The 12,838-nt window shown below is 43.7% G+C and carries 14 protein-coding genes, 1 pseudogene and 1 other annotated feature; all 15 genes and pseudogenes read right to left on the reverse strand.

All coding sequences use genetic code 11. The annotated features are described in order from the left end of the window. Positions 1-21: 21 nt before the first annotated feature. Positions 22-240, reverse strand: a binding site (T-box leader). 53 nt (positions 241-293) lie between these two features. Then, positions 294-803: a DivIVA domain-containing protein gene (locus tag VP98_RS09390; protein WP_046175120.1), complete on the reverse strand. Its 510-nt coding sequence runs from the start codon at positions 801-803 to the stop codon at positions 294-296. 87 nt (positions 804-890) lie between these two features. Further along, positions 891-1,667 carry a YlmH family RNA-binding protein gene (locus tag VP98_RS09395; protein ID WP_046175121.1) on the reverse strand — a complete coding sequence of 259 codons (777 nt, stop codon included), beginning with the start codon at positions 1,665-1,667 and terminating at the stop codon, positions 891-893. A gap of 12 nt (positions 1,668-1,679) precedes the next feature. Then, positions 1,680-1,940, reverse strand: a complete 261-nt coding sequence (locus VP98_RS09400) for a YggT family protein (protein ID WP_046175122.1) — start codon at positions 1,938-1,940, stop codon at positions 1,680-1,682. A gap of 5 nt (positions 1,941-1,945) precedes the next feature. Next, positions 1,946-2,370, reverse strand: a pseudogene (locus VP98_RS09405) (cell division protein SepF). 21 nt (positions 2,371-2,391) lie between these two features. Then, positions 2,392-3,063, reverse strand: coding sequence for a YggS family pyridoxal phosphate-dependent enzyme (locus VP98_RS09410; protein ID WP_046175123.1), 672 nt, complete (start codon positions 3,061-3,063; stop codon positions 2,392-2,394). Further along, positions 3,053-3,883: a peptidoglycan editing factor PgeF gene (gene pgeF, locus VP98_RS09415; RefSeq protein ID WP_046175124.1), complete on the reverse strand. Its 831-nt coding sequence runs from the start codon at positions 3,881-3,883 to the stop codon at positions 3,053-3,055. Before pgeF ends, VP98_RS09410 begins: the two co-directional genes overlap by 11 nt. Before the next feature lie 58 nt (positions 3,884-3,941). Then, positions 3,942-4,202: a YlmC/YmxH family sporulation protein gene (locus tag VP98_RS09420; RefSeq protein ID WP_046175125.1), complete on the reverse strand. Its 261-nt coding sequence runs from the start codon at positions 4,200-4,202 to the stop codon at positions 3,942-3,944. Positions 4,203-4,277: 75 nt separating this feature from the next. Further along, positions 4,278-5,057 carry an RNA polymerase sporulation sigma factor SigG gene (gene sigG / locus VP98_RS09425; protein WP_046175126.1) on the reverse strand — a complete coding sequence of 260 codons (780 nt, stop codon included), beginning with the start codon at positions 5,055-5,057 and terminating at the stop codon, positions 4,278-4,280. A 61-nt stretch (positions 5,058-5,118) separates the two neighbouring features. Continuing rightward, positions 5,119-5,838: an RNA polymerase sporulation sigma factor SigE gene (gene sigE / locus VP98_RS09430; protein WP_046175127.1), complete on the reverse strand. Its 720-nt coding sequence runs from the start codon at positions 5,836-5,838 to the stop codon at positions 5,119-5,121. Positions 5,839-5,859: 21 nt separating this feature from the next. Continuing rightward, positions 5,860-6,708, reverse strand: coding sequence for a sigma-E processing peptidase SpoIIGA (locus tag VP98_RS09435; RefSeq protein WP_046175128.1), 849 nt, complete (start codon positions 6,706-6,708; stop codon positions 5,860-5,862). A 153-nt stretch (positions 6,709-6,861) separates the two neighbouring features. Then, positions 6,862-8,028 (reverse strand): cell division protein FtsZ, encoded by a 1,167-nt coding sequence (ftsZ, locus tag VP98_RS09440; RefSeq protein WP_046175129.1) that lies wholly within the window; start codon positions 8,026-8,028, stop codon positions 6,862-6,864. 36 nt (positions 8,029-8,064) lie between these two features. Further along, the gene (ftsA, locus tag VP98_RS09445) at positions 8,065-9,378 is read right to left on the reverse strand and encodes a cell division protein FtsA (RefSeq protein ID WP_046175130.1); all 1,314 of its coding nucleotides are present in this window, start codon (positions 9,376-9,378) and stop codon (positions 8,065-8,067) included. 210 nt (positions 9,379-9,588) lie between these two features. Further along, entirely contained in the window at positions 9,589-10,386 is a 798-nt protein-coding gene (locus VP98_RS09450; RefSeq protein WP_046175474.1) for a cell division protein FtsQ/DivIB, read from the reverse strand. Positions 10,387-10,458: 72 nt separating this feature from the next. Next, positions 10,459-11,568: an undecaprenyldiphospho-muramoylpentapeptide beta-N-acetylglucosaminyltransferase gene (murG, locus tag VP98_RS09455; protein ID WP_046175131.1), complete on the reverse strand. Its 1,110-nt coding sequence runs from the start codon at positions 11,566-11,568 to the stop codon at positions 10,459-10,461. A 130-nt stretch (positions 11,569-11,698) separates the two neighbouring features. Then, entirely contained in the window at positions 11,699-12,760 is a 1,062-nt protein-coding gene (ftsW, locus tag VP98_RS09460) for a putative lipid II flippase FtsW (RefSeq protein ID WP_046175132.1), read from the reverse strand. Positions 12,761-12,838 lie beyond the last annotated feature (78 nt).

Consider the following 12,838-nt stretch of genomic DNA (forward strand, 5'->3'; position numbering starts at 1 on the left):
AAAACCTTTCTCATCCCCCAAAAAAGGGACGGAAAGGTTTCCGCGGTACCACCCTGGTTGACAGCTCCAAGCTGCCCGCTCTTAATCCTTAACGTGGATAAGCCGTTTTTCGCTACTTAAAAGGTTCACGAAAAAAGCTCAAGGGTGATCTTAAACGGCAGATAGCCGCCGGGCTTCCACCATCCCCGGTTCGCTTTTGGCTATTAACTGCTGTCCTGCTGTCCCTGTCATTGCTTTTGTTAATTTTTGTTCGAATGGTTACATTATAAAAATGAACCGTTCATTCGTCAAGCTTACATCTCATCGTCGCTTAACTGTTCAAGTTCCTCTGTATCTACTTCAAAGTCAAGCAGCGCGTCCCAGTCATCATTGTTTAACAAATCTAATTGGGCCTCCATCAGCATTTTAAACCGTGTCCGAAATACTTTGGACTGTTTTTTTAATTCTTCAATTTCCACTGCAATCCGGCGGGCTTTTGACAGAGATTCTTCCACAATCCGGTCGGCATTTTTCTCCGCTTCCCGGATCAGCAGCTTTGATTCCTTTAAAGCGTTTCGCTTAACGTCTTCAGCGGTTTCCTGGGCAATTACAATTGACTTGTTTAATGTTTCTTCGATATTTGAAAAATAACTAAGCCGCTCCGTTTGACCGGCTAGCTGTGCTTCCAATTCTTTTTTTTCACGAATAATGAGCTCATAATCTTTAATAATTTGATTTAAAAAGTCATTTACTTCATCTTCATCGTAACCGCGGAATGAACGGCCGAATTCTTTTTTATGTATGTCCAATGGCGTTAAGGGCATACAGACACCTCCAAAGCGTTACATGATCATTAATTATTATAAAGGTTTTTCGACCGCTTGTGGGAAAATCCCTTTATTTTCACAAATTTATTTTAAAATCCCCAGTGTCATTCGCCACTTTTCTTTTTTCGTCTTTCCATCAATGGACAAAATTTTCATGCGCCCGACTCCCCGAACCGAAAGCATATCACCCTGTGCACACTCAAAGGATGTTTGATCTGCTGTTTTCCAGTTCACCTTTACCACACCGCTTTTAATCAGCTGCTGCGCTTTCTGCCTCGACATCCCTGGCAACGCTCCAATCACTGAATCCAGGCGCAGGGAGGAAACCGTGACCGCCTGCTCGCGCCACTCTTCAGCCGAGTAAACCGCTTCTGAAAAATTTTTGGGTATTAATTTAACCGGCACGTTCCCTACACGGTTAAATTGCGAGTCTAAATAACTGGTTACCTCTTTTGTCACAACAATTTGAAAACGCTCCTGCTTATTTAAAATATCACCAAACTTTTCCCGGCTTAAGCCAAGTCCCATTAAGCTTCCTAAAATGTGCGGATGGGTGATCGAAGCAAATTTTTGCGGATATTCAAGCTCAAGCAGCTCGATATCAAAATCCGTTTCTTCTGGAGCGAAATAAGAAGGATGAAAAAGCCCTCTTTTTCGTTCGGCAGATGGATGGCCGCCAAAAAAAGAAACTTGTACATCTTCGGACGACCCGACAACTGAACGTATAATCTCACGCTCACGAGGATTAAGAAATTGGGTTAATTTCGGCGCATACATATCGGCAGTTTTTTGTTTCCATTTTATAGCCTTATCAATAAACTCTTTTTCTTCCGGACGAAAATGCTGGTAAATTTCCTGCATATAAATTCCGCTTTACAGCCATGTAGCGAGCTGAATAAGTCCGCGTGTCGCCAGATTTAATGTAATAAAAGCAACAATTGGCGAAATATCAAACATGCCAAGCGGTGGAATAATCCGGCGGAATGGATCCAGATACGGCTCGCAAATTCTTGTTAAAAACCGTCCAATAGATGTATTGCGTGCGTCTGGAAACCATGACATTAAGATATAAATAATGAGTGCCCAGGAATATAAATCAATTGCCCGGACTAAGAAAAAAATAACTGTATCCATTTATGTTATTGCCACCCCGTTTTTTCTTGATCATGATGCGTAAACTGCGTAATGCTTCCGGTTATTTCTACGTTTTCCGGCGCACAGAAAAAAATTTTTTCGCCCACTTGCTGGATTTCTCCGCCGATGGCGTAAACCGTTCCTCCCAGAAAATCAATAATTCTGCGGGCCTGGTCTGTTTGAATTTGCTGCAGGTTTACAACAACTGCTTTTTTCGATTTTAGATGGTCAGCAATTTCCTGTGCTTCCGCGTAAACACGCGGTTCTGCCATAACGACTTTTGCTGGCTTCTGGGCGCTTTTTAAACTGACTACATTTTTTTGCGAGGCACTGGTGAAGCCGGTTCTTCTTCGTAAACTTCTTCTTCCGCCATGTCGTAATCTTCATCGTCAAGCAGGAAAAATGACTTAAACTTCGATTTCACGCTCATCGTTCCACCTCCGCTTTTTCTTTATTCTCCTACAAGCGCCGTTCCAATACGAATCATCGTTGCGCCTTCTTCTACCGCCAGCTCAAAATCGTTGCTCATGCCCATAGAAAGCTCATTGCATGGAGCATAGGGAAGATTCAAAGCTTTTACTTCCTCTCTGCACAGGGCAAGCTTGCGAAAACAGGCTCGAAGTACACTCTTTTCTTCCGTTAAAGGCGCCATCGTCATTAAGCCGCACACTTGAATTTTTTCATATGGATGAAGCGATTGAATAAACGGAATCACTTCTTGAGGCGGCAATCCATGTTTGGATTCTTCTCCTGATACATTGACCTGAATAAAGCACCGAACTGTTTTTTCAGCTCTTCGGTTAATTTCTTTCGCAAGAGACTCCCGGTCAAGCGAGTGAATATAATCGACTTTATCAATAATCGATTTCACCTTTCTTGTCTGCAGTGAGCCGATAAAGTGCCAGGCTGCCGCTTCTCCAATAGCTTCATATTTCTCATTTAATCCTTCAGCCCGATTTTCACCAAGATGGAGAATCCCGGCTTCTATTGCTTCCTGGGCTCTTGCTGTCGTTACATATTTTGTAACTGCGATAATTTTTACGTCTTCTGCTTGACGGCCAGAACGTCGTGCGGATTCCTCAACGCGCTGTTTAATACCTGACAAATTTTCGCTAACTTTCATGATTTCCTTCCTTCCAGCCAATGTAACCCATCATCCTGCCGGTGTATCCTTTATCGCGCCGATGTGAAAAAAATTCCGGCGAGCAGCTTGAACAAAGCGATGTTACATAAATATTTTCCGGCGGAATGCCTTTTTTTACAAGCAAATCTTTATTGAACTTTTGCAGAGAAAGAAAATAGGTATCCGTCTTATTTGGCACCGGGGAGAAGGGAGCTTCTTCACCCGGTTTATACCACTTTTGTACTTCAGCTGCGACCGAAGCGCCCACTTTGTAGCATGAGCCGCAAATGGAAGGTCCGATCGCGACTTCGATATCCTGAAGACGGCTGCCTTCATTCTCCCACTCTCCTGCCATTTTCGGACCAATTCCATTAACGGAGCCTTTCCATCCTGCATGTGCTGTTCCGATTCGTTTCGTTGAGCGGTCAAGGAAAAAAAGAGGGACACAATCCGCGAAACAAAGTGTTAGTAAAATGCCGGCAGTATCAGTGTAAAGCCCGTCTGTAGATAAAAGCGCCGTTTCATAATCAAGAGCACCGCGGCCGGCATCTTTTTTTGACACAGATTCGATAGAAATATCGTGTGTTTGTTCACAGCCGATCCATTGATCGACAGGAAATTCGAGTGCCTTGCTTACATATTTTCGGTTTTTCTGTACATAAACAGGCTCTTCATGGACATGAAAGGCCATGTTTAAGCCGTTATACTTGCCGGAACCGCCTTCTTTTGAAGTAAAGCCGGCAGCAAGGCCTGGTTCTTCTCTTTCCCATCTTTCGATATGAAATAAGCCGCTGTTTGTTTTTTCAAATGGCTCTGTCATGGTATACTCCCATTGATTTTTTTTAAGTGTACCACATGACACCCTTTTTCGTCACCGTTCATCTCCTTTCATCCCCTCTCGGTTCTGTTTCTCCATAGCGGACTAAAATAACGTCACCGCCAATTTTTACAATATGCATCCAGGGAATGACCACTTCTTCCTCTTTGCCAAACAAACCGAATTTTTTTCCGCTTTGTTCAATGATCAGCGCTGAAATAGCTCCTGTTGCGTTATTCAATTCAATATCAGCGAGCCGGCCCAGTTTTTTACCGTTCGTTACATTGACAATGTCTTTCAACTGAAATTCAGAAATCCGCATAAGAGCCCCTCCTTTTTACCAATGTATGCTTGAAGACAAAGAAAAAAACAGAAGATAGGCTCTCCTGTTTTTTTCTTATCCATTTATTTTCTTTTTCATTTGCTTGATGGCTCCTTTTTCAAGCCGGGATACCTGGGCCTGAGAGATGCCGATTTCATCAGCTACCTCCATTTGAGTCCGGCCTGTAAAAAACCGTTTTTCAATAATCATCCGCTCCCGATCCGATAATTTATTTAATTCATCGGTAACGGTCATCGTATCCACCCATTCTTTTTCCCTGTCTTTTCCATCACTAATTTGATCCATCATGTAAATTGGATCACCGCCGTCCTGGAAAACCGGTTCAAACAAAGAAACGGGATCTTGAATGGCATCAAGCGCAAATACCATTTCTTCCTTTGGTACATCAATCGCACGGGCGATTTCCTCTGTTGCAGGCTCAACCGACCGTTCTGCTGTCAGTTTCTCTCTTGCCTGCAAAGCTTTATAAGCAATATCACGAAGAGAGCGCGATACCCGAATCGGGTTGTTGTCTCGAAGATAGCGGCGTATTTCACCGATAATCATTGGAACTGCGTATGTTGAAAAGCGGACATTGTGGCTTAAATCAAAATTATCGATTGATTTCATCAAACCGATACATCCAACTTGAAACAAATCATCGGCTTGTTCGTTACGGTGGTTAAATCGTTGAATAACACTTAAAACGAGGCGTAAATTTCCGGTGACAAGCTCTTCACGCGCTTGCTTATCCCCATTTTGATATTTCACAAACAGCACTTTCATTTCAGGATTGGTTAACACAGGCAGCGTCGATGTATCAACACCGCATAAGACAACTTTATTTCGGGCCATCACTGTTCCTCCTCATGATGTCTGTTTCTCAGAACAGTATTGCCGGCCCGAAAAAAATTATTCAGCGCAGTTTATTGAGTTCCTTTTTCAATCTCCCAATAATCTTTTTCTCAAGTCGCGAAATATAAGATTGCGAGATTCCCAGCAAATCGGCCACGTCTTTTTGCGTTCTTTCTTCTTGTCCATTCAACCCAAAACGCATCTCAATAATTTGCTTTTCACGTCCTTCTAAGTCTTCAAGCGCCTCTGACACCAGGTGTTTGTCCACTTCTTCTTCAATGCCTTTTGTAATAATATCGCTTTCTGTGCCAAGCACATCGGACAGCAGCAATTCATTCCCGTCCCAGTCAATATTTAAAGGTTCATCAAATGAAATCTCTGAACGGATTTTATTATTGCGGCGCAGGTACATCAAGATTTCATTCTCGATACAGCGGGACGCATACGTTGCGAGCTTTATTTTCTTTTCCGGGTCAAATGTATTCACTGCTTTAATAAGCCCGATTGCTCCGATACTAATAAGATCTTCAATATGAATTCCAGTATTTTCGAATTTCCGGGCAATATAAACAACGAGGCGTAAATTCCGTTCGATCAGCATTGCCCGGACCGCCTTATCTCCTGATGAAAGCTTTTTTAGAAGGTGCGCTTCTTCATCTCTCGTCAGGGGGGGAGGAAGCGCCTCACTTCCGCCGATATAATAAATCTCTTTCGACTTGATACCGGCTTTTTGCATCATATTGTACATAACATACATCCACTTTGTTTTTACTTGCCGCAAATTGTTCACTCACCTTTCCATTCATTCCTGAACCATATTCGGATGCAAAATGCAGACAAACGACTGATCATTCGATAAAGCCCTGTCCGTAAATGTGACAAGCGCTCTATCCGTTTTCCGTTCTTTCCCGTTAATCCAAACTGTAAAATTGTCTGTCCGAAATGAAGCAAGCAGCCTGCTTTCGGCATGAATAGACTTAGATGGAATCCAAACGAGTTTTTCAGTCCAATTGTCTGGAAGTTGCAGCAGATCGCTAATATCTTCTTTAAACAACGCTTCCGGCCACTGCTCGTGCGGATTGATTTGACATATCGCTACCTCTCTTTTAGAGATGGGGTCGCAAAGCGCATTGCCTGTGTCAATCAAGCCTTTTCCCGACCAGTTTATCCCGCAAAGCGTAAAAGAAACGGGCACTGTCTGGCTGATTGTCCGCCTTGTAGCATTCAGGTTAAACAGCCGGCGCTGAATAAAGTAAAAAGAAATTGCTACTGACATAATAAAAAAGAATACGAGAGACCATTTTCCTCCCGCGGCATACTGTGTATACATAGATTGAAATCCGAATAAAATACCGCCTGTGAGAAAAACGATCAGATAAAACGTAAGGACCATAGAGATGAGACTTGTTACACCGGTTGTTTTGAAAGCGATGCGGATCATGAATAAAGGCATGACCATTGTTAACGATTTGTTTAAAAGCCCGGTGGGACCTGCCGCTAAATAAAGCCATACCGGTATGGTTCCGGCTAATGAGGCTGCAAGCAGCCGGGAAAGCCGAAGCGGGCGGCCGCTCAGCTTTCCCGTTACAAAAAGCAGCAGCGCATCTGCAGCAAAATTAAAGAAAATAATTCCCTCAGCGTAACCGGTCAATTCATCCCTCCCTTTTTCCGGCTGCCTGTCCTATGAGCAATAGTGTAACGGAATCATTAGCTGATGTATGTCGGAATGTCAGTGAATTTTTACAGTAGTTTTTCCGAATCATGTCAAAAAAAATCCCGCCACAGTAGTGGCGGGATTTCGCTTTTATCTTCTTCGATTGCGATTGCGCAAGAAAGTTGGTATATCAAGTGTTTCGTCTGCTGAAGGCTGCTGTGGCTGGCGAGTCGGCTGCTCCGGCGCCGGTGCATCTTCACGTTTTACTTCACGCGGCTTAGGCTGATGCTGCTGAGAAGCCGGCTGCTGCTGTGGTTTTATTTGTCCAAGCCCTGACCGAGGCTGCTGCCCGGCTTCATTAGGCATTTCTTTAAAGCCTGTTGCGATCACTGTAACCACAATTTCTTCTTTCAGGTTCTCATTGATAACAGAGCCGAAAATCATATTTACATCCTGGTCAGAAGCGGAAGAAACAATATCTGCTGCTTCCTGCACTTCATAAAGGCTTAAATTTGTTCCACCTGTAATGTTCATCAGAACGCCCTGGGCACCATCAATTGCTTTTTCAAGCAATGGGCTGGAAATGGCTTTTTTCGCAGCTTCTACTGCCCGGTTTTCCCCGGAGGCAACACCGATTCCCATGAGCGCTGAGCCTTTGTTTGACATGATTGTTTTTACATCGGCAAAATCCAGGTTGATTAGCCCAGGCGTTGCAATTAAGTCAGAGATCCCCTGAACACCCTGGCGGAGCACATTGTCGGCCTCACGGAAGGCTTCAAGCATTGGCGTGCTTTTATCGACAATTTCCAACAAACGGTCATTCGGAATGACAATTAGCGTGTCTACAGATGCTTTCATTGCCTCGATTCCACCAGCTGCTTGTGTAGCGCGCTTACGCCCTTCAAATGTAAATGGACGTGTTACCACGCCAACAGTTAACGCACCAAGATCTTTTGCGATCTGGGCAATAACTGGTGCGGCACCAGTACCTGTACCGCCGCCCATTCCAGCGGTAACAAAAACCATATCCGCACCTTTGAGTGCTTCTTCAATCTGCTCTTTACTTTCTTCTGCCGCTTTTTTTCCGACTTCAGGGTTGGCCCCTGCCCCTAAGCCTCGTGTCAGCTTATTGCCAATTTGCATTTTCACTTCCGCCTGGGATAAATTAAGGGCCTGCGCGTCTGTATTGACCGCAATAAAATCTACTCCCTGTACTCCATGTTCAATCATTCGGTTAACGGCATTGTTTCCGCCGCCGCCAACACCGATTACTTTAATCGTTGCCAATGAGTCTACACTTGTATCAAATTCAAGCATGGCAAATCCTCCCATTCACTGAGTCTTTTTTGGCGATTATTCTTCAAAAAAGTACCCAAAAAGTTTTTTCATCTTTCCTTTGACGCCTTTTTCTTCTTCAGCATGCGGCTGCTCTTTTTTAGCAGACTTTATTACTTCCTGCTTCACTTCCGGCCGCTCTTTTCTTGGTTCTTTTCCTGCTGACGGCATTTGATTTGCCTCACTTAATTTCCGTCCTGTTAACCGGGCATTTTTATAGGCGTACTTTATAAGGCCCACAGAAGTGGTATACTGCGGTTCACGAACACCAATATAATCCGGAATTGCGACACGGACCCGATTCTGAAATACATCCTGGGCTAAATCAAGAATACCATTCATGGCAGATGATCCGCCGGTTAAAACGAAACCGCCTGGAATATCATGAACACCTGATTGTCGAAGATGTTCAACAACCATCATAAATAGTTCTTCCAGCCTCGCTTCAATAATTTCCGAGATTTCAAGCTGGTTAAATTGGTCATGCTGGTCACTGCCAATAACAGGGACACTGAACACCTCTTCTTCTGAAGCTAGATCGTAAAAAGCATGGCCATGCTTTATTTTAATTTGTTCTGCTTCTTCTGTCGATGTGCGAAGACCTATAGATAAATCTTTTGTAATATGGTCACCGCCGACAGGGAGTACTGTGGTCTGCCGGATATACCCGTCTCTAAAATACGAAATGGTTGTAGACCCTCCGCCAATATCCACGAGCACAGTCCCAAGATTTTTTTCATCCGTCGACAATGCGATTTCTCCGCTTGCCAGCGGCTGAAGCACAATTTCATTAATATCCAGGCCTGCACGTTCAACACAGCGCAGTGTGTTATGTAAAAACGTTCTAGAACCAGTCACAATGATGCCTTCCATCTCAAGACGAACACCAAGCATGCCGCGCGGATCATTAATTTCATCAAAACCATCTACAATAAACTGTTTTGCGATAATGTTTACGATTTCTCTATCCGGCGGAATCGACATTACTTGTGCGGCATCTTTTACACGGATCACATCTTCACTTGTAATTTCACGGTTTTCACTTGAAACAGCCACAACGCCATTACAAGGGTGAAGAATAGCATGATTGGCTGCAATGCCAACGATCACTGACCGAATTTCAAGACCAACCATACGCTCTGCCTGTTCAATCGCTTTTTTGATTGAATGGACCGTGTCATCAATGTCAACAACCGCTCCTTTTCGAATCCCTTTTGATTTTACACTTCCGACACCAATTATATTTAAAGAATCATTAACCATTTCGCCAATAATTACTTTAATTGCGGATGTACCGATGTCGAGACTTACTAGAACTTCATTATTATTCATGCTGCGGCACCTCCTTTACCCTAAAAGCGTGAATAATCGAACGACAATTCGCACATTTACTCCTTGAATATATGTTAAGAACGTAATTCGTCATATTCCACATGATTTCCTTTTAAAGTTTTATTTTTTGTGTTTTCAAAACTCTCTCATACAAGTCTACACTAAGATAAGAAGCTGGAAAAGGCTAAGTTATTCTGTTTAAAGAAAACTTTATGGCATTTCAGCCTCTTCCTCAGCCTCTTTGTCTGTTTCTTGCTGCTCTGTCGGATCATAAGCTTTAAAATAAGAGCCGACTTCAATGTCAATGACACCTTTCACATCAGGATTAAGCTGTGTGGAAATGGAAGGATAATAAACCATTTTCTCTGCAAAGGTTGAGAGGGTGGCAGATACTTCAAATCCATCTGTCATAAACGCTTTTATATGGAGAGGGTCATTTTTTTTCGGATCATAATACACTTCGGAGATTGTATTAAAAACTTCATCTGGAAGTGTACGGGCAGCTTCTGTAAATAAATCCAGCGCTTTTCCTTCTTTGAAATCATATAAAATAGGCAGCTGCAGCGGAGCGCCGCTGACAGGCTCGCTTAAAATTTTCCCATTTTGAAGAATCGGATACAAGCCGCCTTTACGGGCAGCGTAAGCGACCTCCTTCTGTTCAACAACGGCGATGATAAGATCATTGGGAAATCCCATTGTGATATTTGCTTCCTTAATCCGGTCATCTTTTAAAAGTTCTTCTTCCGCTTTCTTTTTACCGGTTGTCCATATATTGGTTCCGGTTTGAAGGCCACTCTGTTCGATAACCTCCTGCTTTGACATAAGACTGCTTCCCTGCACATGAATCTCGGCTACTTTACTTAATGAAGACTGCAAGTAGACAACAAGAAGGATAAGAGAGAAAAACAAAGACAACAAGAGCAGCATTCGGCGATTCGCTTTCTTTTTTCTTATTTGCTTCAGCTTTGGAATGCGCTCTTCAATCGAAACTACTTTTTGCTTTGTCATGTTCACACCTCTGCCCATGTTATCAATCATCCGCCCATTTTCTTTTTATTCTGACGGCTGACTGCCATGTTTTCAAGATGAATGGCCGCCTTTTTTTGTTAGTTCGGCCATTACAGCATACAACCGGTCAGCAGCATCACGAATACCAAGGCGTGCTGACTCTTCTTTCATTTTTGAAAGCCGCAGGTCATTCATAAGAATAGCGTCTAATTCTTTCATGAGCAGCCCGCTCGTTAAATCTTTCTCAAGAAGCAGTACGGCGGCTTCCCGATCGGTTAAAGAGCGTGCATTTTTTTCCTGATGGTTATTCGTCACATAAGGACTTGGAATTAAGATAGACGGAATTCCCAGAGCCGTTAATTCCGCCAGTGTGGTAGCCCCTGCTCTGGCCACAACGAGATCACAAGCGGCAAGGACATCCGGCATATTGTGAATAAAAGGCTCAACCGCAACATTTTCAGGCTTTTCTATGGTGTTTAACATGTTTGACACCTGTTCATAATGAACCTCACCTGTAACATACAGCACCTGGTACTGGCGGCTTGCTAAATCTTTCAGCGCCCCCGTTACAGCGTCATTGATCGGCCTTGCACCGCGGCTTCCACCGAAAATCAGCACAGTTTTTCGGCCGGTTCGAAATCCGTATTTTTCCAATACTCCAACTCCGCTCGCTTCAATCACTTCCGAGGCACGCGGATTGCCTGTAAGGACGGTTTTTTGTTCAGGGAAATAGGCTTTTGCTTCCTCAAAGCAAATGGCCACTTTGTTCACATACTTGCTTAAAAACTTGTTTGTCAGCCCGGGCACGCTGTTTTGTTCATGAACAATTGTAGGAATATTCATTTTAGCTGCCGCGTACACGACTGGTCCGCACACGTAGCCTCCTGTCCCAATCACAACGTCAGGCTGAAATTCTTTCAGCATTTTTTTGCATTCATTAACGCCCTTTAAAAAGCGCATAATTGTTTTCACATTTTCAAATGAGACCGACCGGCGAAATCCAGTAATATCAATCGACTTAAAAGGAATGTCTTCGCGCACGACAAGCTTGGATTCAAGCCCCTTTTCTGTTCCGATATATAAAAAAGAAGTGTCCGGATGTTTCATTTTAATCATTCGAATAAGTGCGAGTGCCGGATAAATATGTCCACCCGTTCCTCCGCCGCTGACCACTATTTTCAATTCTTTCACCTCAATAATTCATCTGGCAGCTTTTATTGCTTAAATCCGCTGTCCAATGCATTTTCATCTTAAATCAATGCGTCCCGAGAATCAAATATTATCTTAAAAAAGCCGCAAATTTCCTTCTAAATTACCGCATATGACGGCTGGCGCTTAACACAATACCGGCAAGAGCGAGAGTCATTGTTAAGGAGGAACCGCCGTAGCTTAAAAAAGGCAGCGTAACACCGGTTACAGGAAGAAGGCCGGTTACCACACCCAGATTAATGAAAGATTGTAAACAAATCATGCCCGTCAGGCCGAAAACAAGCAGCATGCCGAATGGATCGTCCAGCCTCATGGCAATATACACTCCGCGCCAAATCAGCAGAAAAAATAATAGAATGATCCAGAGTGCGCCAATAAAGCCTGTTTCTTCTGACCAAATGGCAAAAATAAAGTCTGTCTGCGGCTCTGGAAGATAGTAATACTTTTGGCGGCTTTCGCCATATCCATGGCCGAAAAGACCGCCCGGACCAACCGCATACAGGGATTGAATAATTTGAAAGCCGCTTCCAAGAGGGTCCGACCACGGGTCCAAATAAGCGGTAATCCGCTTCATTCGATAAGGCGCCGATGCGATCAGCACCACAAGCCCGATTACAGCTGAAACACCAATTGTAACAAAAAAACGGATCGGTGCTCCTGCACTGAAAAGCAGAAGAAAAGCGGTGCCGCCCATCACTGCTGCTGTGCCAAGGTCCGGCTGCAGCATGATCAGTCCAAAAGCAGCTCCAATAACCGCAAGCGGAAGAAATAAACCTTTCCAAAATAAATGGATCGTTCTTTTTCGTTCAGAAAGAATAGCGGCTAAATAAAAAACAAGAGCCATCTTCATAAATTCGGACGGCTGAAATGATAAAGACCCAAAACCGATCCAGCTCTGTGAACCGTTTCGGACCATTCCAATACCGGGAATAAGAACGGCAATCAGGAGAAGAAAAGCAAGCATAAGTGCCGGCTTTGAATATTCCCTCCATAAGCGGTAATCAAAACGCGAGCAAAGAACCATCACCAGCACTCCTGCTCCAGCAAATATGGCTTGTCTTTCTACAAAATAAAAGGAATTTCCGTAGTTAAACTGCCCCCACACCTCCCCGGCACTTGCGACCATAAAAAGGCCGCTTCCCGTCAACAATAAGACAAGCAACAAAAAAAGTTTATCTGTCCCTTGAGTAAAAACGGCAAAGCCACCCCTTTCAAGTGCATTAAAAAACCGGAGCCACCCTGG

It is taken from the genome of Domibacillus indicus (genome assembly GCF_000970685.1).
GTDB lineage: Bacteria > Bacillota > Bacilli > Bacillales > Domibacillaceae > Domibacillus > Domibacillus indicus.

What these genes read in the sequence shown, in the direction of transcription:
- VP98_RS09390 (WP_046175120.1), bottom strand. Translation starts at nt 803, where the DNA reads ATGCCCTTAACGCCATTGGACATACATAAAAAAGAATTCGGCCGTTCA.
- VP98_RS09395 (WP_046175121.1), bottom strand. Translation starts at nt 1,667, where the DNA reads ATGCAGGAAATTTACCAGCATTTTCGTCCGGAAGAAAAAGAGTTTATT.
- VP98_RS09400 (WP_046175122.1), bottom strand. Translation starts at nt 1,940, where the DNA reads ATGGATACAGTTATTTTTTTCTTAGTCCGGGCAATTGATTTATATTCC.
- VP98_RS09410 (WP_046175123.1), bottom strand. Translation starts at nt 3,063, where the DNA reads ATGAAAGTTAGCGAAAATTTGTCAGGTATTAAACAGCGCGTTGAGGAA.
- pgeF (WP_046175124.1), bottom strand. Translation starts at nt 3,883, where the DNA reads ATGACAGAGCCATTTGAAAAAACAAACAGCGGCTTATTTCATATCGAA.
- VP98_RS09420 (WP_046175125.1), bottom strand. Translation starts at nt 4,202, where the DNA reads ATGCGGATTTCTGAATTTCAGTTGAAAGACATTGTCAATGTAACGAAC.
- sigG (WP_046175126.1), bottom strand. Translation starts at nt 5,057, where the DNA reads ATGGCCCGAAATAAAGTTGTCTTATGCGGTGTTGATACATCGACGCTG.
- ftsZ (WP_046175129.1), bottom strand. Translation starts at nt 8,028, where the DNA reads ATGCTTGAATTTGATACAAGTGTAGACTCATTGGCAACGATTAAAGTA.
- ftsA (WP_046175130.1), bottom strand. Translation starts at nt 9,378, where the DNA reads ATGAATAATAATGAAGTTCTAGTAAGTCTCGACATCGGTACATCCGCA.
- VP98_RS09450 (WP_046175474.1), bottom strand. Translation starts at nt 10,386, where the DNA reads ATGACAAAGCAAAAAGTAGTTTCGATTGAAGAGCGCATTCCAAAGCTG.